Below are 18,356 nucleotides of genomic sequence, written 5' to 3'. Positions count from 1 at the left end.
CGATGAGCGCCACGACCTTTCTCATCGTCGAGGACTCGCCCACGATGCGGCAGCTCCTGGCGTTCTCCCTTCGGCGGTTGAAAGACTGTCGGATCATCGAAGCGGTGGACGGCGTCGACGCCCTGAAGAAGCTGACGACGGAGCGCGTCGACCTGGTCATCACCGACATCAACATGCCGATGATGGATGGTCTCAAGCTGGTCACGCTCATCCGCGCCAACGCGCGCACGAAGACGCTCCCGATCGTCATCGTGACCACGGAAGGGGCGGAGGAGGATCGCAAGCGGGGCCTGGCGCTCGGAGCCAACGCGTACGTCCCGAAACCGATTCAGCCTTCCGTGCTGCTCAAGACGGTCGCCGCGCTGCTCGAGCATCCCCTCTCCTGACGCACCGCTTCGCGTGCTCCCCCGGAGTGCGCGCGGCGGGGTCCCTGCATCCAGTAGCAGAGCGCGAACAGGCTCCAGAGGGCCCGCCCGTGGTCGCGGGCCCGCGCGCAATGCTCGTCGAGCCAGGCCCGGGGGACGCCGGGATCGAGGCCCGGGAGTTCGTGGAGCGCGCGGGGTGACACGATCTCGCTGAACAGCGGCTGCAGAGGCCCCGAAAGCCAGTCACCAACGGGCACCTCGAAGCCACGCTTGGGGGCCCGCAGGACGTGGGGCGGAACCAGGTCCCGGATCGCCCGCCGCAGGAGACGCTTGCCGGAGAAAAGACCGAAGTGGGTCCGTGAGGGGAGCGACAGCGCCAGCTCCACGAGCGCGGGATCGAGGAAGGGTGCCCGGACCTCCAGAGCGTGGGCCATGCTCGTGCGGTCCACCTTGGCCAGCATGTCGTCGGGCAGGGGCAGGTCGACCTCGACGGCGAGCGCGGCGTCCAGCCCGCCGCCGAACCTCCGGTAGCGCTCCTCCAGGAGCGACACCCCGAGGTCCTCGTCCGGAACCGCCGGCCGGAGCGCCCGGCGGGCCCCCCGTCCGCACACCGACATCCAGGCGGTGTGGGCGGCGGCCAGATCGGTCGTCGCCCCCTCGAGGAGCCGCCTCGCCTGCCGCACGACGCCGGGCGTGCCGCCCCCCTGGCGCGCCGGCAGCGGGGACAGGAGCGCCGCCAGGGCCGCTGCGGCGCGCGGCGGCAGGCGCCGCAGGAGTCTGTGAGCCGCCAGGCCGCGGAACATGCGGTATCCGCCGAACAGCTCGTCCCCCCCGTCACCCGAGAGGGCCACGGTCAGGTCGCGACGCGCGGCCCGGGAGATGATCGAGGAGGCGAGGGCCGAGGAGTCGGCGAACGGCTCGTCGAGCCGCCCGAGCACGAACGGGATCTCCGCCCGCAACGCCGCCGCATCGACCCGCACCTCGTGATGCAGCGTCGAGAAGATTCCGGCGGTCCTGCGGGCCCGGCTCGATTCGTCGAAGTAAGGCAGATCCGGGATCCCCATCGAGTAGGTGAGAGGCGGCGCGCCGCGCGACAGGCGCATGCAGGCGACGACGGCGGTCGAATCGAGTCCTCCGGACAGGAAGGCGCCGAGCGGCACGTCGGCCTCCAGACGCCGCCGAACGGACTCCAGAAGGGTGGCGCGAACCGCGTCCTCCGGATGGTCGGGGACGCGGGAGCCACGGTGATCCTCCAGCCGATAATAGCGCCCCACCCTGGGCGCCTCGTCCGGCAGCACCTCGAGGTACGAGGCGTGCGGCAGCTTGCGCACGCCCCTGTAGATGGACCAGGGGGCCGGGACGAATCCGAATGTGAGATAGAGCTCGAGCGCCTCGGGATCGATCTCGAGCGGTACGTCGCCGTTTCGAGCCAGCGCCCCCAGCTCGGACGCGAACATCAGGAGCCCCGCGGCGATCGCGTAGTACAGGGGCTTCTCGCCGAAACGATCGCGCGCCAGGATCAGGCGTCGCCCACGCGGGTCCCAGTAGGCGAGGGCGAACATCCCGTTGAATCGCGGCAGGGCCTCCAGACCCCAGGCGTCGAGCGCCTCGAGCACGACCTCCGTATCGCTGTGCGAGCGGAAGCGCGCGCCGCGCGCTTCGAGCTCGCTGCGCAACTCGTACGCGTTGTAGATTTCGCCGTTGTAGACGAGCCAGGCGCCCGACTGCGAGCGCATCGGCTGCGCGGCGCGGCCGCTCAGATCGATCACCCTGAGGCGCCGGTGGCCGAGGCCGAGTCTCGTGGGGACCGGCGCTTCGCCGCGCCTCTCGCGCCCGGGGGTTCCCGACGGGTCGCTCCGGTCGGCAATCAGGATGACTGCCCCCTCGTCCGGGCCGCGATGACGGAGCGTCTCGGTCATGGCGCGCAGCGCCGTGTGCCGCACGGGGGCGCCGGACAGACTGAGGATGCCCGCCAGGCCGCACATTCAGGAGGCCCTCCGCGCGCAGGCCGGGGCCCCCTCGCGCAGATCGTGTCCCAGGGAGCGCAGGCACTTCGCGGTGGACTCCCAGGTGTGCAGCGCGGCCCAGCGGCGCGCCCCCTCCGAGAGACGTCGCAATTCGCCCGGATTGGAGAGGAGCCGATCGACGGCCTGGGCGAACGCATCCTTATCCTCCGCCGGGACCAGGAGTCCGCTCTCCCCCTCGGAGATCGCCTCGGGCACGCCTCCGGACCTCCCGGCGACGCTGGCGAGACCCAGGCTCGCCGCCTCCAGAAACGTCAGGCCGAACCCTTCCAGGCCGTCGTACTCTCCCGTAGCGCGGCTGAGCTGCACGAACAGAGTCGCGACGGCGTAGTGCGCCGCCAGCTCCTGTCTCGGGACGACGCCCGCGAAGCGCACGTGCCGTGACACGCATCGCTCGCGGGCCAGCCGCTCGAGGAATGGACGGTATGGTCCCTGCCCGACGATCAGGTACACGATGTCCGGATGGCGGGCCGCGAGACGCGGCAGCGCTTCGATCACCACGTCGTGCCCCTTCATCGGCACGAGGCGCGCCACCGACAGCAGCACGGGGCCGCGCGACAGGGCGTACCGGGCCCGCAGCTCGGCGAGAGCGGTCTCGTCCACCCGCGGCGCCGGCTCGACTCCCATGGGAAGCACGATCATCCGTCGGGCGGCGCCGGGGAGCAGTCGATCCACGAGCGAGGCGGTGAAACGGCTGTTGACCACGACGGTGTGCGCCCCGGAGAGGATCGAACGGGCCAGGGATCGCCAGGGGGCCCGCTCCGCGTAGTCGGCCAGATCGGCGCCGTGCACGAAGACGGCGTAGGGGAGGCGCCACACGCGGGCCAGCAGGCTCAGGGGGGCGCCGATCGACAGGAGCTGACCGCACACCAGGTAATCGAACCGGCGCCGCGCCAGCAGGAGGGCGAGATGGAGTCCCTCGAGAAGACCGCGCGCGACCCGGCTGATCGCTCCGCCGTGGGGCGGCAGCCAGCGACGCACGACCTCGACGGGAAGCGCAGCGTCGATCTCGGCGTCCCCCGGAGCGCTCGGCGCCAGCACGACCGCCTCGTCGCGCCCCAGGTAACGCGCCAGTGCATGGTACAGGGTCGCCTCGCCACCCAGGTGGGGCGGGAAGTCGTTGACCGCCAGGAGGAATGGGTGGTTCATCTCCGCCTCCTGCCGCCGCTCGCGACCGTCCCGCCCCCTGGGCCGGCTCTGCGCGCCGACCCCTCCAGGACGGCGACCACCATGAGGACCAAAGCACCGTGCACCAGGAAGATGACCGCTTCGGCGCCGTCGCCGCGGTGCAGACCCAGGGCGCAGAGCCCCAGTCCGAGCGCCAGGCTCAGGATCAGGACGAGGGCCCGCCTCGGATGACCGAGAAGATCGGTGAAGCGATGATGGATGTGGTCCCGCCCCACGTAATCGATCCACTGCTGAAAGCTGCGCACCCGCCCCGACATGACGCGGGACATCGTCGTCTGCAGCATGTCGTAGATGAGCACGCTGAAGATGAGCACCGGCGTGGCCAGCGACACGAGGGGATCCCCCTCGGCCCAGTCCTCCTTGATGGCGAGAGCGGCGAGCAGGAATCCGACGCTGGCGCTTCCCGAGTCACCGAGGAAGATGCGCGCGGGTCCGCCGAGGCGCAGGTTGTGCGGCAGGAACCCGAGGAGCGCCCCGCAGAGAGCGGCGCAGGCCGTCGCCAGACCCGTCTGGCCGCCGCCGTGCGCCACCAGCCCCAGGAGGAATGCGATGAGCGCGCCGAGCGAGCCCGCGAGACCGTCCATGCCGTCGATGAAGTTGTAGGCGTTCGTGATGCCGACGATCCACACGATCGAGAGCAGGACATTGCCGACGGCCCCGGCCGTCCCAGGCAGAAGATTGAGCCGCACACCGGCGGCGATCACGATCAGGGCGCAGGCCAGCTGCAGCACGAGACGCAGCCGGGCCGAGAGGCCCCGCGTGTCGTCGATAGCCCCCGCCAGCATCAGGGCCAGCGCCGAGGCGGCGATCGCGATCATCTCGCCGTCCACCCCGCCGGTCCGCCCCAGGGTCAGCACGAAAGCCGCGACGACCGCCACACCCCCGAGACGGGGTGTCGGTCGAGCGTGCCTCTTGCGCGCGTCCGGTCGATCGACAGCGCCGCCGCGGAGGGCGAGCAGCCGCACGAACGGCGTGAGACCGAACGCCGCGAGGAAGGCGAGCAAGGCCGATTCGAAGGGGCTCCCGGACGGCGGGCGCGCCAGCAGGATGATGCCGACGGAGAGCAGGGCTAGGACAGACACCGTTGCACCTCCGAGATCACCTTCTCGGCATCCGTGTCCGTGAGGGCGGGATAGAGCGGCAGCGAGACGAGCGTGCGCTGGGCACGCTCCGTGTTCGGGAAGGTCCCCTCGACGCGCGTCATCCGATGCAGTGGCCGGTACACCGGGTGCCGGGCGACGATTCCGGACTTCGCCAGGGATTCGATGAGCCGCCCGGCGTCGGGCACCCGCAGGATGTAACGGTACACCACGGGCTCCGTCCCTGCGGAGGACGCCGGCCGCTCGAGACCGAGGGGAAGGAGTCGTTCATCGTAGAGTCGCGCTAGCGCGCGGCGTCGGTCCAGGAATTCCGTCAGCCGCTCCATCTGGACCGCCGCCACCGAGGCGTGCAGGTCCCCCATGAGAGCATTGGTGCGCTGTCGATCGTCGTCCTTCTCGTCATGTCCGGCGAGATCGCGGACCTCGTCCACGGTCGCCGCACGGGGCGAGGCCAGACCGCCCCCGGGGCCGCCGCAGGTCAGGACCTTGGTCGGGGCGAAGGAGAATACCGCCGCGTCACCGCGCGCGCCGACCGGAGAGCCACGATCCCGCGCCCCGATGGCCTGCGCGCAGTCCTCGACGACCAGGATACCGAGCTCCCTGTACGGCTCCAGCGGCACCGGCTCGCCGAACGGATGGACGACGATGGCGGCGCGCGCCCTCCCGGGGGCGCGCCGGAGGATGTCCAAGGGGTCGAGGGCGAGGCTGTCCGACTCGATGTCGCACGGAAGGGGCACGGCACCCGCCCCCCGCACGGCGTGCAGGAGCGCCGCGCAGGTATAGCTCGGGATCGCCACCGTGTGGCCCGCGCCGATCCGGAGCGCCCGGAGCGCGAGCGTCAGCGCGGTCGTGCCCGACGACAGCAGCACGGCGGTGCCGCAACCGGAAAGGTCCGCGAGCAGCCTCCCGCCCCGGGACGCCTCAGGTCCGGGTGCGAGCCTCCCGGAACGCAGGACCCGCAGGGCCGCCTCCTCCTCCGCACGCCCCAGGAATGGGCGGGAATGCGGCACCCGGACCGGCGAGTCCGACCGCAAGGCCGCGACCACCCTCCCGCTCATGCGCCCCGCCGCCGGCGCGCCGGGGCCGGAGCCGCCGGGGCTCCCGTGACGTTGATGAACAGCCGCAGGGGCGCGAAACCCTCCGCCCATCGCACTCGCCCCTGCACCCCGCGGAAGTGCGCCGAGGCCTGGGCGATCTCGCAGATGGCCGTGCCCTCGATGCGGGTCTTCATCACCTGGCTGTGGTGGTGCCGCAGGGCCCCGATCTTGCGTTCGATCTCCTCGGCGATGTCGATGAACACCGTGGGCGTGAAGTTCACCGTGGTCGGCCCCTCGTAGAACAGGACGTTGCGTGCGTAACGCGTAGCCGAGACCGCCGCGCGCGCCACCTCGCGATGGTCCTGATGCGTGTCGTCCGGGTTGTTGACGAAGATGAAGTCCGGCCGGACACGACGCAGCACGCGCTCGATGCAGTCGATCAGGTGGCGCACGGAGGGCAGTAGCGTGTCGTGGTAGCCGCCCCAGTGCACGCGCCGCACCCCCAGGACCTTCGCGGCGCGGAGCTGCTCGTCGTGCCGCGTGCGCGCCCGGCCGCCGCGGGCCCCGTCGGTGACCACGAGCAGATCGATAGAGGCCCCCTTGCCGGCGTACTTGATGAGCGTTCCCCCGCAGCCGAACTCGATGTCGTCCGGGTGGGCCCCTATGGCGAGGATGTTCATGCCGCGACCTCGCGCGTTTCCCGGATCCGCTCGAGGCTCCCCGGTCCGCAATTCACGATCATGTCGATCGCCGACAGGTTGGCCTCGAACCCCGTGTAGGCCTGGGCATAGACGGGGTGCCGGAACGACTGGAACGACACTCTCACGCCGGCCGCGGCATAGGCGGCCATGTCCATGTAGGCGGCGCCCCCCTGACCGGCGAGATAGTCGGAGGCGCCGAAATGCCGGCACAAGGCAATCAGCCGCTCGTCGGCGCCTTCGGGCAGTCCCGGAACCTCCGACGCGAGCAGGAGGGGCGTGCGCACCCCGAGAAGGCGCGCGAGCAGCCGGATGACCTTGAGGTTGAGCGCCGCCAGGCTCGGATACGGCTCGTCGAAGATGGCGTCCATCTCCGGCAGGACCGTGTCCCTGAACGAACAGCGCGCGTGGTGGATTCGGAGCGCCTCGCGGTGCTTGCGGCGCCATGAGCCAATCTCGTCGATCTCCACCTCCCGGATCGTCATCGGGAAGCGGTAATGCACGGGGACGGTCAGCCACTGCCAGCCTGTGGCGGTGCGGATGCGGTTGCGGTTCTGCCATTCGTTCTTCTTGTACTGGACCAAGTCGAGAAGGACGAAGCGATCGACGCGGTCCATCTTGTCGAAGAAACCGAGCCACGGCAGGTACTGCGGCTGGTGGGCGGCGAGCCTCATGCCCCCTCCCTCGGCTCGGCGCCCGCCACCACGAAGATCGGGTTCCCGATCAGCCTGTAGGGATAGGCCCCCTCGACGTCGAGACGGTAGTAGGTCGGGTCCCGTGGCTCGTCCGGCACGATCCTCTCGAATGGGGGCGTGATACGGTCACTCCAGATCACCTCGCCCCGCCGCAGCAGGCGCGCGGTCACCTCATGACCGTCCCCGCCGGCAATGGCCAGACGCACCGTCAGGGGACCGATCCGGCGCAGAACGCCCCCCGCGCCCGCCGTCCTCCCGGCCCCCGCGGCCGCCTCCCATGCGACGAGGCGCAACGGAGGGCGATCGTACGGAGTCCAGCGCGCGTAGCAGCGTCCCGCGCGCAGCGCTTCGACCACACCGGCGTGCGTGCGCTCGCGTACGGAGCACACGTTCTGCAGGATGCGCAGATCGATGTCCTGCGTGGCCCGATGCTCGTCGATCTCGGCAATGGCGAACGGGGCGCTCAGGCGCTTCCCCTCCAGGTGATCGAGGAGAGCCCGGTCCCAGAGGCCCCCCGGCGGCAGCAGCATCTTGACCCCTTCCGGCAGGGCCCCGAAGGCGTCGGCGTCGGTCCGCACGACCATCTCGGGGTAGGGAGAGGTGGCGATGCGCAGGCCCAGCTCCTCCTTGTCGGCCGCAGCCTCCGGGTGCGCCCACGAGGTCAGCCCACCCAGCGAGCGCACGCGCTCCTCGAGACAGCGGAACGGAGCGTCGCCGGGGTCCACGCCGACCGGGCTCCATCTTTCGACCCGGAAGGGGAAGCCGGCGACCAAGATGGCGAGCGAGGCCGCACCGAGGAGTCCCTGGAGGATCGGCGCCCGCCTCCGCCGCAGCACGAACTTTCCGATGCGCGTCTCGCGGTAGCCTGGCTTCGCGAGGCGTCCCGTCGACCAGACGAGCGCCGCGGCCGGCAGGACGAAGAGCAGCGACCAGGGGCCGTACCGCCCCCCTCTGCGGTTCGCGGCGACCGGAAGATCCCGGAGGGCGTTCGAATCCTCGATGCCGATCACCAGGACGTGCCGGTGCCAGCCTTCGAGAGCCAGGGTGCGCTTGAGGAGGGAGCCGGTCCAGCGCGCGTACGGGCTCACCTCGAGACCAGGCAGCAGCAGCACCTCCGGAACCTGCTTCTCAGCGGCGGACAATGTCTCGAAGTACCGGTCGATGCCTCCCGAGAGGACCGACGCGCGCGACAGGGAGAGCCCGAGCACGTTGCCGATGGGCCAGGGGGCGTAGGTCACCTTCTCGAGGTAGTGATCGGTGATCACGAGAGCGTCCACTCCCGCCGTCCGCGCCGCCCGGGCCAGGTCCACGGGAACCGCCGCGCCGTCGGAGAGTGTCGTGTGCAGGTGGATCACTGTGACCATCTCCGTCACGGCGGGCGGAGCGGCGGCGGTCGACAGGTTCGCGGCCACGGACGCCGAAGGAGGCGGCCCGGCAAGGCAGGCGATCCCCAGGACGAGGAACGAGCGACGGGCCGTGGCGTCGATGCGGCCTCTCACCTCAGCACCTCGCGGTAGACGCGCAGCAGCGCATGCCCCATCCGCCCCGCGCCGAAGACGACGGCGCGGGAACGCGCGCGGCGCGCCAGGCTCGCGCGCAGCTCCGCGTCGTCCATCAGCCGCGCGATGGCGCGCGCGATCGCCTCGTCATCGCCGGGCGGGATGAGGAGACCCGCGCGACCCTCCTCCAGGACCTCCGGCATGCCGCCGACGTTGGTCGCCAGGACAGGAAGCCCGGCCGCCATCGCCTCGACCAGGGCGCGCCCCATCCCCTCGTTGCGCGACACCAGCGCGAACAGGTCCAGCGCCGGCAGGTAATCGGGCCCCGCCACCCAGGACGTGCTGACAGCGACCCGAGCCGAGGCTCCGGCGCGCCGCGCCGCATCGAGCAGGTCGTTCCTCAGCGGACCGTCCCCCGCGAGGAACAGACGAAGACGCGGCCGCGAGGACGCCGCGAGCAGGAAGCCCTGCAGGAGGTCGTCCACCCCTTTGATCGGCTCGAGACGGCAGAGCGTGCCGACCGCGAACTCGTCGTCACGCAGCCCGAGGCGCTCCCGGCACGCCGAGCGCCTTTTCGCCGACGTCCGGAACGGCCGCAGGTCGATCCCCGAGCGCACCACCGTGAACTGGCCGGGGCGCCCGACGCCCCTCGCGAGGTGCTCCTCGGCACCGCGCCAGGACAGGACGATGTGCCTCCGCGCCAGGGGTGCGAGGAGTCGCTCGGCGAGAATCACCAGGCGGGTGCCGATCGGGCCGTGGTACCCGTAGAACAGGTGACCGTGGGGCTGGTGGACGACCGGGACACGCGAGGACAGGGCCGCGGCGAGGCGGCCGAGCGCGCCCGCCTTCGATGTGTGAGTGTGGACGATATCGAAATGTCGGTTCCGCAGGAGTCTGAGGAGGAACAGGAGCGCCCCGACGTCGTGCCTGGGAGACAGGTCGCGGCGCAGGTGCGGGACATCGACGATCTCGAGTCCGGCCAGCCGTCGTGCTTCGACGAGGAGCGGGCTCGATTGGCGCGTCGGTCCGCAGGCGATCGTCACGCGATGGCCCCGCCGCGCGGCGGCGATCGCCTGGAGCAGGGTGCAGTCGGACGAGCCGCCGCGATCAAGACGGGTGATCACGTGCAGGATGGAGAGGCCCGGGAGGACGGCGCGGAGGGGCCGCCGGAGCCGATCGCCGATCACGCGCCGGGCGCCTCCGGCTGGAATCGGAACGGCCATGCTGCGGCGTGCAGATGGGTTCACAGCACCTCCTCCCGCGGCAGGCGGATCCGCAGGGCCGCCTCCGCCTGCCGGCAGACCTCCTCCGGCTCGATCGCGCGCAGGCAGGTATGGTGCCAGCAGCGGGCCCGGTTGCAGGGGGAGCAGGGGAGCTCTTTGCGCACCACGCGGTCGGCGGGGCCCCGCGGAGCGAAGCGGAGCGGATCGCTCGGCCCCATGACCGACACCGTCGGCACACCCAGAGCGGCCGCGACGTGCAGCGGGCCCGAGTTGTTCCCGACGAACAGGTCGCATGCCGAGACGAGGGCCATCATCTGGCGGATGGGGATGCCGCACGTCAGGAGGGCGTCGGGCGTCGCCGCGGTGATTCGATCCGCCAGGTGCTCCTCACCCGGGCCGCACAGCACGATACAGGCGGCGCCGGTCCTCTCGGTCAGTGCGGTGATGACCGCGGCGAAGCTCTCGGGCGACCAGCGCTGGCTGGGATAGAAGGCCCCGGGGTGCACGGCCACCCGGGGCGAGGCAGCTCCCAGGGAGGCCAGGCGGGCCTGCGCCGCCCCGCGCTCCTCCGCCGAGACGTAAAGGTCCGGCCGGAGCGCCTTCGCGGGAACACCGAGCGAGTCGAGGAGGGCGCGATTGAGATCGACGATATGCCGCCGTCGTTCGGCGCGCGGACCGCGCAGGCTGAAGCAGGCCTGTCGTCCCGCCGCCCGGAATCCCGCGCGCAGATGCGCGTGGGTCGCGCGGGCCAGGAGAGCGCCGCGCAGCTGCTCGTCCGGCGTGAAATCGATCACCAGGTCGAACCGTCCCGCCAGCCCCTCCGGAAGCCGCGAACCGGTCAGCGGAACCAGATGGTCCACGGCCGGATGCTGGCGCAGGAGCTCGATGGGCGCCGTGGGCGCGAGGACCGTGATCTCGGCCTTGCGGAAATACGCTCTCAGGTCTGTGAGGGCGGGGGTGGTCAGCGCCATGTCGCCGATCCGGTCGGTTCGCAGCACCAAGAGGCGCGTGACGCGCGACGGGGCCGGTGGACGACGTTCCCGGTGACGGAAGAGACCGGAGAGATGCAGGACGGGTGCGCGGAGCGCGAGGAGGATCGAGCGCGCCGCACGACGCAGCCGGTCGGCGATCATGCGGTCGGGGGGACGGATCGTCTGCAGGCGCACGTGCCCGCGGGGATCGATCATCGCGGCCTCCGCGCGAATGCGACGATGGCGTCAGTCAGGAGCCGCCCGCAGAGCGGCGAGAGGCAGAAGGCGACTGCGTCGATCGCCCGCTTCGCAGGGGTGAGCGCGCACAGGTCGGCGCGAATCTCGATCGACTCGAACCCTCGCCGTCGCAGGACCTCGCGCAGCGTGAACGGGCTGAAGTGACTGAGGTGAGGCTCCCGCGCGCCCTCCTCGTAGAGGGGCAGGGGCCGCCCGCGCGCGACGCGGTAGGCGGCGCGCATCGGCAGGTTGTCGAGGTTCGGCACCGCCGCGACCAGGAGACCTCCCGCACGCAGGCGCCCCCTCGCGGCGTCCAGCAGGTTCGTGGGGGAGACCAGGTGCTCCAGCACGTGCCACAGTGTCACGACGTCGAAGGGCCCTCTCAGCCCGGACACGGCCGCCAGATCACCCACCGCCACGGGACGGCCGAGTCGCTGCGAGGATCGGCGCGCTCCTTCGGGCGAGAACTCGATCCCCTCGACGGTCCAGCCGGCGTCGCGCGCCACTTTCAGGAACAGACCGTCGCCGCATCCCGCGTCCAGGAGAGCGCCCCTTCCCCGGCGCGCCTCGAGCAGACGCAGACGCCGGCGCCACATCCGGATCCGGGCCCGTTCCTCCCGCCGCTCCTGCCAGGGCTCGTAATACGCGGCACCGTACGAGGCATGGTCCACGGCGCAAGGCGGCACCGGGTCGACGAACACCAGCGCGCAGGCGGAGCAGCGAACGGTCGCGTGCTCCTGGTCGGCTCCCCGGGAGGACCGATCGAACATCCTGGCCTCGAGACCGCCGCAGCAGGGGCACGGGCGGTGTGCGCGGGTCCGTGATGGGGGTGCGTCGCGTCCCTCGGCTCCGGTGCGCGGAGCGCCGCCGGCGCGACCGTCCGGTTCGTTCATGGCGTCGCCTCCCGCGTGTGCCCTCCGCGTCCTTGGCGGGGCGAGCCGGGCACCCGTGCCGCCGGGGACGCAGGAAGGATCTCCTCGTAAACCGCCAGGATCTCCGCGACCATCCTCTCGATGCCGAAGACTTCGCGGGCCCGCGCGAGCCCGGCCTCGGCCAGCCGCTGTCTGGCTCCCGGATCGCGCGCCAGCGCCGCGGCCGCCCTGCCGAGGGCCTCCGGGTCCCGTGGGGGGACGAGGAGCCCGCTCCGGGTGGACTCGATGATCTCCGGCACCCCCCCGACCGCGGCCGCCACGACCGGCACCGAGGCGAACAGGGCCTCGATGAGCGCGCGTGGAAGAGCCTCGTGACGCGAAGGATGAAGGAGCAGGTCGAAGCCCCTCAGAAGGCTCGCCCCGTCGGGACGGGCGCCGGCGAGACGCACCGCGCCCGACATGCCGGTCGCCGCGGCGCGCAGCGACAACGTGTGCGTCCAGGGGTCGCCGGGATCGACCGGGCCGAGAAAAACGAGAAGCGCCCCCGGCACGACGCGGCGAACCGCCGCGAACGCCGTGAGGGCCTCATCACGCCCCTTGTCCTCCTCGACGCGTCCGACCACGCCGCAGACGAAGGCGTCCTGGGGCAGGTCGAGACGGATCCGCGCCTGCGGGCGCGTCAGGAAATCGATGGGGGGCAGACCGGTCGGCACGACGCGCGTCCTGCGCGAGTCGCGCACTGGCGAGCTGCGCGCGGCCGCGGCGCGCGACACCGCGATGATCCGGTCGCTCAGCCGGACCAGGACACGGTCGGCGAGCACGGAGGATGGGCGCGAGGCGCGCACGTGGAAGACGTGCCGCCGGCCCGACAGGCGCGCCGCGCAGCCTCCGTACAGCGCCGTACGGGGCGAATCGCTGTGCAGGAGGTCGATGCTCCGACCGAGGACGAGGCGCCGCAGCCTGACGAGCGTCGCGATCGCCCCCCACCCCGCGCCCCTGGCGAATGCGGGCAGAGCGATCGGGGTCCACTCCACACCCGAGCGTTGCAGCGCCTCGGACAGAGTGCCGGGTCCGGGGACCACCACCAGGGGTCGGACGGAGGTGCCGAGCAGAGCCTCCGCCAGCTCGCAGAGGCTCAGCTGACCGCCACCGAACAGGTCGGAGCGGTCGCTCAGGAAGGCCACTCTCGCCTCAGGCGGCGTGGCGCGCATGCATCGCCTCCTCGTACAGGTCCTCGACGCGTCGCGCCATCGCCGCGGCGCGGAAGCGCTCCTCGACGCGCCGGTGTCCCTCGGCGCCGAGGGAGCGCCGGTTCTCCGGCCCCTCGAGGAGCCGGGTCACGGCGCGCGCCAGGGCCGCGGCGTCTCCCGGAGGGACGAGGACGCCGGTCCTGCCGTCCTCCACGACCTCGGGCAAACCGCCGACGCGGCTCGCCACCACCGGGATCCCCGCGTCCATCGCCTCGATCGCCGCCAGCCCGAATCCCTCCCGCGCGATGGAAGGGACGACGAGCAGGTCGAACGCCGGCAGAAGAGAACGCGCGTCGCGGCGCTCGCCCAGGAACAGGACCCGCGGCCGGCGCCTTAGACTCGCCGCGAGCGACTCCAGCGCGGGGCGATCGGGACCGTCTCCGATGAAGACGATCGTCGGAAGCGGTCGATCGGGCGGCAGATGCTCGAGCGACCGCAACAGGACCGCCTGGCCCTTGTGCGGTGCAAGAGAACCGAGACACCCGACGATCGGCGCCGCCGGGTGCCCGATGGCCGCCCGGGCCGTGCCTTCGCTCGATGCGGGGGCCGGGTCGATGCCGTTCGGGACGATCAGGAGCAGCGACGACGGAACAGCGAGATCGTGCCGGGCATGCTCGGCCACGGCCCTTGAGCAGCACAGGACGCGCCAGGTGACGCCGGCCAGCAGGCTCTCCAGCCGACGGTGTCTTCGCCGCAGCGTGGTATCGATGGTGTGCAGGTGATGGACGGCGATCGGAATTCCGGCCCACCATGCCGCCGCGCGTCCCAGGACCCCGGCGAAATGACCGTGCGAGTGGACGATGTCGGGCCCCATCTCGCGGAGAGCGTGGGCCGCCTTCAGGATGTCCCGCGGACGGTAGCCGGTGGCGCCCAGGACCCGCACGCGCACGTCCGCCGCCTCGATCTCGGCCGCCACGTGGCCGGCGCGGACCGCGCACAGGACCCCGACCTCGAAGCCACGTTCGCGTGCGTGCCGCGCCAGCGAGGCGACGACGTGCTCCAGCCCCCCGGTGTCGAGAGCCTCGACGAGGTGGACGACCCGGAGCGGACTCATCTCGTCCCCCCCCCGGCCCCGAATCGGGGCTCGGGCCCGGACCCTCGCTCCGGAGCGGGTCTCGCCACCGCGTCACCGGCCGCGAGACCGGCGTCCTTGGCCGTGGCCTGGGGATTGAGAAGCCTGCGGGCCCGGTGCTCGTACGTGTGCCGGGCGAGGACCTCGGCGCGCCCGCGGCGAGCCACACTTTCGCGCAGGTGGTCGTCTCGCAGGGCCTTCTCCACCTGCGCCCGCAGCTCCTCCCCGGATGAGAACGCCGCCAGGTGTTGTCCTTCGGTGAACAGCCGCAGGACGTCCCCCTGGCGATCGACCACCTGGTAGGCGCCGCAGGCGAGGATTTCGAATACCCGCGTGTTGGCGAGATCGCCCGAGGCATACTCCGGCCCGAACGAGCCGTAGTGAATGTTCACGGCCACGCGGCAGCGCGCGTAGAGCAGCCGCCACGTGGACGGCCGGAGCACGCCTCCGCGGATCATCGGGGCCACATGGGGGTCGTCCGCCGCGCGCTCCCAGCCCGGTCCCCAGACACCCACCGGCAGTCCGCGCAGGAAACGGAGCAGGATCTGGCGCTCGGGGTAGTGCGATCCGACGAAGACGACCTCGGGGCTCACGGCACCGGATGATCGGCGTGACCAAAGGTCCGAGTCCGCCCGATCGCCCGGCTCTTCGGGTCGATGCGAGCGGGGATCGCAGCCGAACGGCAGCCACACCGCGTTGCGATGCCCGGCTTCACGATGACGCCTCGCGGCATAGGACGAACCGAGGAAGAAGGCGTCGTAGCACGGGGAGACCGCGAGCCCTTCATGGAACTCGGCCGGGAAGTCGGAGAACCAGTTGACGCAACGCGTCCCCTCGCTGCGGATCGCCTCGATCGTCCGGCCCTCGAGGACCATTCCCTGGTTCACGATCACGAGCTCGGGGCGCTGGCGGCGGACGAGCCCGAGCAGACGCGCGTTGAGACGATTGCGGTCCAGCCGGTCCAGGAGCGGAATCCTGGCGCGCAACCGGCCCGGCAGGAGGAAGGCGCGGTGGTCGAACAGGATGACCGTGTGCCCCAGCCCGCGGAGGGCCGACGCCAGGTACTCGGGAAGCGCCTCGAAGAGGGGGTTCAGGGCGCCCGACAGGATGACTCTCATGCGCCCCCCCTGGGTCCCGGGACTTCCGCCGGCTCCGGCTCGGCCCGCAGACGCCCCGGGAGGAGGGCGGCGGCGAGGTCCTCGAGGTCCTGACGCAGGAGCGCGCCGGCCAGGAAGGCGACGAGGATCGTCACGCTGCAGAGCAGAATCCCTTCCGGGAGAAGCCGGAACAGCGCCTCGAGCCGCGTCGCCGCGACGAGGTCCTGGTCCCCCGAGAGCGCACGCGTGATCGTCGCCGCGACCAGTCCCGCACCTGAGGCGAGAATCGGTCCAGGCAGGTTTCGCAGGGCGGTCCCTGCAAGACCGGGGCTCGCTCCGCGCGCCCCGATGGCCAGGACCACAGAGGCCAGGGCCGCGCCGCACAGGGCCGCCGATGCCACCCCCACGGCCCCCCAGGCGGGAGACAGGAGGATCGCCAGCGCGACGCTGAGCAGGGAGCCCGTGAGCGCCGCCAGCGCCTCGGGTCCCGCCCGGCCACAGCCGCGCAGGACCAGACGCAGAGGTGAAGCGACGAACCCGCACAGGAGCGTCAGGGCGAGCAGGCGGGCCGTCGACGCCGCGACCGGGGGAACGTTCTGTCCGGTCCACGCCTTCAGAATCGACCCGGCATCGAGAAGGACGAGCGAGGCGCAGGGTATCGCCAGGAGCGCGACGTAGCGCGTGGCACGCTCTACGAGCGCGCGCAATCGTGCGGCATCGCCGAGCGCCGCCAGGCGTCCGGCGATCGGCTGGATCACCGGAAGAGGCAGAGCGGCGATCTGCAGGACCCCCGCGACCCGCGCACCCAGGTCATAGAGTCCGGCCGGCGCAAGACCGGCGCCAGCCGCCAGGATCAGCCGCGGGGCATGCGCCGTGAGAATCTCGGAGGCTCGGACGATTTGAAGTTTGAGTCCGAACGAAAAGAGGTCGTGCCACTCCTCGCGGCCGGAGAGGAACGGCACCACCCGCAGGCCGGGAACCAGGCGGTGCGCCAGGCGGGCCTCGACGAGCGACGCCCCCGCACCCACCAGGAGCGAATTGACCGCCATGCCGGAGAGGCCCCAGCCCGAGGCAAGCGCAGCGGCCGCCCCCATGCCCTCCACGAGCGAGGCGGCGGCGCCGATCCGGCCCAGGGCGTCGATTCTCTGCGCTCCCGACACCACCCCGCGGTAGGCCGAAAGGGTCGTGCGCAGGAGAACGGTCCCGAGCGTGCAGCCGAAGACGGTCCGGGCATGGGGGGCGAGCGGACCGGCCGGCGCCACGATCCCGAGCGCGGCCGGGCCAAGGAACAATGCCAGGCAGGCCACGACGGTCGCGATCGCGAGATGGAAGCCGGTCCCCGCGGCCAGCGTCCGGTTGAGCCTGGCCACGTCGGACAGGGCGATCGACTGGGAGGTGAACCGCGTATAGGAGGAGCCGACACCCAGGTCGAGAAGATTCGTGGTGTGCGCCAGAGACCACGAGGCGGCCCACATCCCGAGACCCTCGAGGCCGCACGTGCTCACGATGAGAGGCGTGAGGACGAGACCGACCAGCGCCGACGTCAGAGATTCCACGCCGCTCCAGGCGACTCCGCGCGCGGCGGCGCGCCGCTCGACGGAGACCGGCGCCCGGCGCCCAGGGTCTGGCACGCGCGGCGGCGTCACGGGGTCTCCGACGCGAAGGAGAGCGAGGCGACGACCAGCCCCGTCAAGAGCCAGAACGGCTCCATGATCCGGATCAGCATGAACGTGTTGGTCCCGACCGAATGCCCGAGGAGCCCCGCGAGTCCCGCGGTCATCCCCAGTCCGAGGGCGCGGTGCAGGGGATCGGGAAGAGTCAGGTAGGCGCGGTGGAAGCTCGTGGCGGCCGAGCCGACAAGGAGGAAGAAGGCCAGCAGGCCCAGGGCGCCCAGCTCCACCAGGATGCGGAAATACTGAGCGTCGAGAAATCCGTAGCCGGTGATGCCCCACCCGGCCAGCGGGTGCTGCACGAAGCCTCGCAGCGCGTCGCCCCAGGACGACAGACGGGCCGATGAGGACGGATCGAGCTTCAACCGTCCGGCCTGAGCCGACGGGTCCTCGCCCTGGAATGTGTACAGGACACGATCTTCGATGCTCTTCGGATGCACGAAGAACAGGAGGGTCGAGGCCACGATGACGGCGCCGATGAGGGTGCGTCTCTTCGGGCTCAGGAACACCAGGATGAAAAGCGACGCCGACAGTCCGATCCAGGAGCTGCGCGACAGGGTCGCCAGGAGAGGCGGGATCACGAACAGGGAGAGCAGGGCGGAGGCGCGCCTGAGACGGCGCATCTCCCCGGGCAGAGTGAGGGCCAGCGCGCAGGCGACGCTGAAGACCAGCACCAGGTAGCCGCCCAGTGTGTTGGGTTCTCCCTCGGGTCCTTCGAAGGGGGCCGACGGGCGGACCCCCGAGGGGATCTGCCACCAGGCGTAGGCGGCGATCAGCGCCGCGGTGACGAGGACGGCCAGGAGAAGCCGGCGGAGCTGCGCCCCCGTGCGGACGTAATTCACGGTGATGAAGAAGATGATGAAGTACTCGACGTATTTCGCCACGAAGCACAGGCCCAGGAGAGGTCGCACGCGCCCGGTCTCGATACCGATGAGCGTCGAGAGCAGGCAGCAGGCCGAGAAGGCGAAGATGCAGACGTTCAGGCGCGTCCGCCGAATCGCCCCGAGGTCCTTGTGGATCGCCATGCGCGCCACCCACGCGAAGCCCACGAGGAGCAGGACCAGGTCCTCGGTCCTCAGGATGACCGAACGACTTCCCTCCAGACCGCCGCCGCCGGCTCCCCCGAGAGGGAGCTCCGGCGACAGGAGCATCGACGCGATGAGGATGACCAGCCCGGCCTCCGCGTGCAGGAGGGTCGCCAGAAACAGCACGGCGGCCACGGTCGCGACGACCGGCACCTCGAGGGGAGCGCGGGTCACCCAGAGCGACAGGACGAGAAGCGATCCCAGGAGACCTGAGAGGAGCGCGGCCTTCCGGGCCGGGAGGGCGCCGACGGCGCCGGGCGCGGCGGACACGAT

General features: G+C 71.5%; 16 protein-coding genes. 1 reads left to right on the top strand and 15 read right to left on the bottom strand.

Annotated features, from left to right (window positions below; translation table 11 throughout):
- The first annotated feature begins 2 nt into the window (after nt 1–2).
- Nucleotides 3–386 carry a response regulator gene (locus tag VEW47_14480; protein ID HYS06388.1) on the top strand — a complete coding sequence of 128 codons (384 nt, stop codon included), beginning with the start codon at nt 3–5 and terminating at the stop codon, nt 384–386.
- Here the strand turns inward: VEW47_14480 and asnB are convergent.
- The 15 genes from asnB to VEW47_14405 all read right to left on the bottom strand — a co-directional run bounded on the left by asnB (nt 329) and on the right by VEW47_14405 (nt 18,353).
- Nucleotides 329–2,350: an asparagine synthase (glutamine-hydrolyzing) gene (gene asnB, locus VEW47_14475; GenBank protein ID HYS06387.1), complete on the bottom strand. Its 2,022-nt coding sequence runs from the start codon at nt 2,348–2,350 to the stop codon at nt 329–331. The genes VEW47_14480 and asnB overlap by 58 nt on opposite strands.
- A complete protein-coding gene (locus VEW47_14470; GenBank protein HYS06386.1) occupies nt 2,351–3,538 on the bottom strand; it encodes a glycosyltransferase family 4 protein in 1,188 nt (395 codons plus the stop codon). It lies immediately after the preceding gene.
- Complete coding sequence (locus tag VEW47_14465) at nt 3,535–4,659, bottom strand: MraY family glycosyltransferase (protein HYS06385.1); 1,125 nt, start codon at nt 4,657–4,659, stop codon at nt 3,535–3,537. Before VEW47_14465 ends, VEW47_14470 begins: the two co-directional genes overlap by 4 nt.
- Entirely contained in the window at nt 4,647–5,735 is a 1,089-nt protein-coding gene (locus VEW47_14460) for a DegT/DnrJ/EryC1/StrS family aminotransferase (protein ID HYS06384.1), read from the bottom strand. Before VEW47_14460 ends, VEW47_14465 begins: the two co-directional genes overlap by 13 nt.
- Nucleotides 5,732–6,394, bottom strand: a complete 663-nt coding sequence (locus tag VEW47_14455; GenBank protein HYS06383.1) for a PIG-L deacetylase family protein — start codon at nt 6,392–6,394, stop codon at nt 5,732–5,734. The genes VEW47_14460 and VEW47_14455 overlap by 4 nt, the downstream gene beginning before the upstream one ends.
- Nucleotides 6,391–7,086, bottom strand: a complete 696-nt coding sequence (locus VEW47_14450) for a WbqC family protein (protein HYS06382.1) — start codon at nt 7,084–7,086, stop codon at nt 6,391–6,393. The genes VEW47_14455 and VEW47_14450 overlap by 4 nt, the downstream gene beginning before the upstream one ends.
- Nucleotides 7,083–8,606, bottom strand: coding sequence for a hypothetical protein (locus VEW47_14445; GenBank protein HYS06381.1), 1,524 nt, complete (start codon nt 8,604–8,606; stop codon nt 7,083–7,085). The genes VEW47_14450 and VEW47_14445 overlap by 4 nt, the downstream gene beginning before the upstream one ends.
- A complete protein-coding gene (locus VEW47_14440) occupies nt 8,603–9,793 on the bottom strand; it encodes a glycosyltransferase family 4 protein (protein HYS06380.1) in 1,191 nt (396 codons plus the stop codon). Before VEW47_14440 ends, VEW47_14445 begins: the two co-directional genes overlap by 4 nt.
- A 56-nt stretch (nt 9,794–9,849) precedes the next feature.
- Complete coding sequence (locus VEW47_14435; protein ID HYS06379.1) at nt 9,850–11,016, bottom strand: glycosyltransferase family 9 protein; 1,167 nt, start codon at nt 11,014–11,016, stop codon at nt 9,850–9,852.
- The gene (locus VEW47_14430) at nt 11,013–11,807 is read right to left on the bottom strand and encodes a class I SAM-dependent methyltransferase (protein ID HYS06378.1); all 795 of its coding nucleotides are present in this window, start codon (nt 11,805–11,807) and stop codon (nt 11,013–11,015) included. The genes VEW47_14435 and VEW47_14430 overlap by 4 nt, the downstream gene beginning before the upstream one ends.
- 119 nt (nt 11,808–11,926) lie before the next feature.
- Nucleotides 11,927–13,120, bottom strand: a complete 1,194-nt coding sequence (locus VEW47_14425) for a glycosyltransferase family 4 protein (protein ID HYS06377.1) — start codon at nt 13,118–13,120, stop codon at nt 11,927–11,929.
- A complete protein-coding gene (locus tag VEW47_14420) occupies nt 13,101–14,213 on the bottom strand; it encodes a glycosyltransferase (GenBank protein ID HYS06376.1) in 1,113 nt (370 codons plus the stop codon). The genes VEW47_14425 and VEW47_14420 overlap by 20 nt, the downstream gene beginning before the upstream one ends.
- On the bottom strand, nt 14,210–15,349 hold the full coding sequence (locus VEW47_14415) for a glycosyltransferase (protein HYS06375.1): 1,140 nt from the start codon (nt 15,347–15,349) through the stop codon (nt 14,210–14,212). The genes VEW47_14420 and VEW47_14415 overlap by 4 nt, the downstream gene beginning before the upstream one ends.
- Nucleotides 15,346–16,884, bottom strand: coding sequence for a lipopolysaccharide biosynthesis protein (locus tag VEW47_14410; GenBank protein ID HYS06374.1), 1,539 nt, complete (start codon nt 16,882–16,884; stop codon nt 15,346–15,348). Before VEW47_14410 ends, VEW47_14415 begins: the two co-directional genes overlap by 4 nt.
- 86 nt (nt 16,885–16,970) lie before the next feature.
- A complete protein-coding gene (locus tag VEW47_14405) occupies nt 16,971–18,353 on the bottom strand; it encodes an O-antigen ligase family protein (protein HYS06373.1) in 1,383 nt (460 codons plus the stop codon).
- Nucleotides 18,354–18,356 lie beyond the last annotated feature (3 nt).

Source organism: Candidatus Dormiibacterota bacterium, assembly GCA_035635555.1.
In the GTDB taxonomy this organism is placed as follows: Bacteria; Acidobacteriota; Polarisedimenticolia; order Gp22-AA2; family Gp22-AA2; genus Gp22-AA3.
This window is presented reverse-complemented; position numbering and strand designations above follow the sequence as displayed.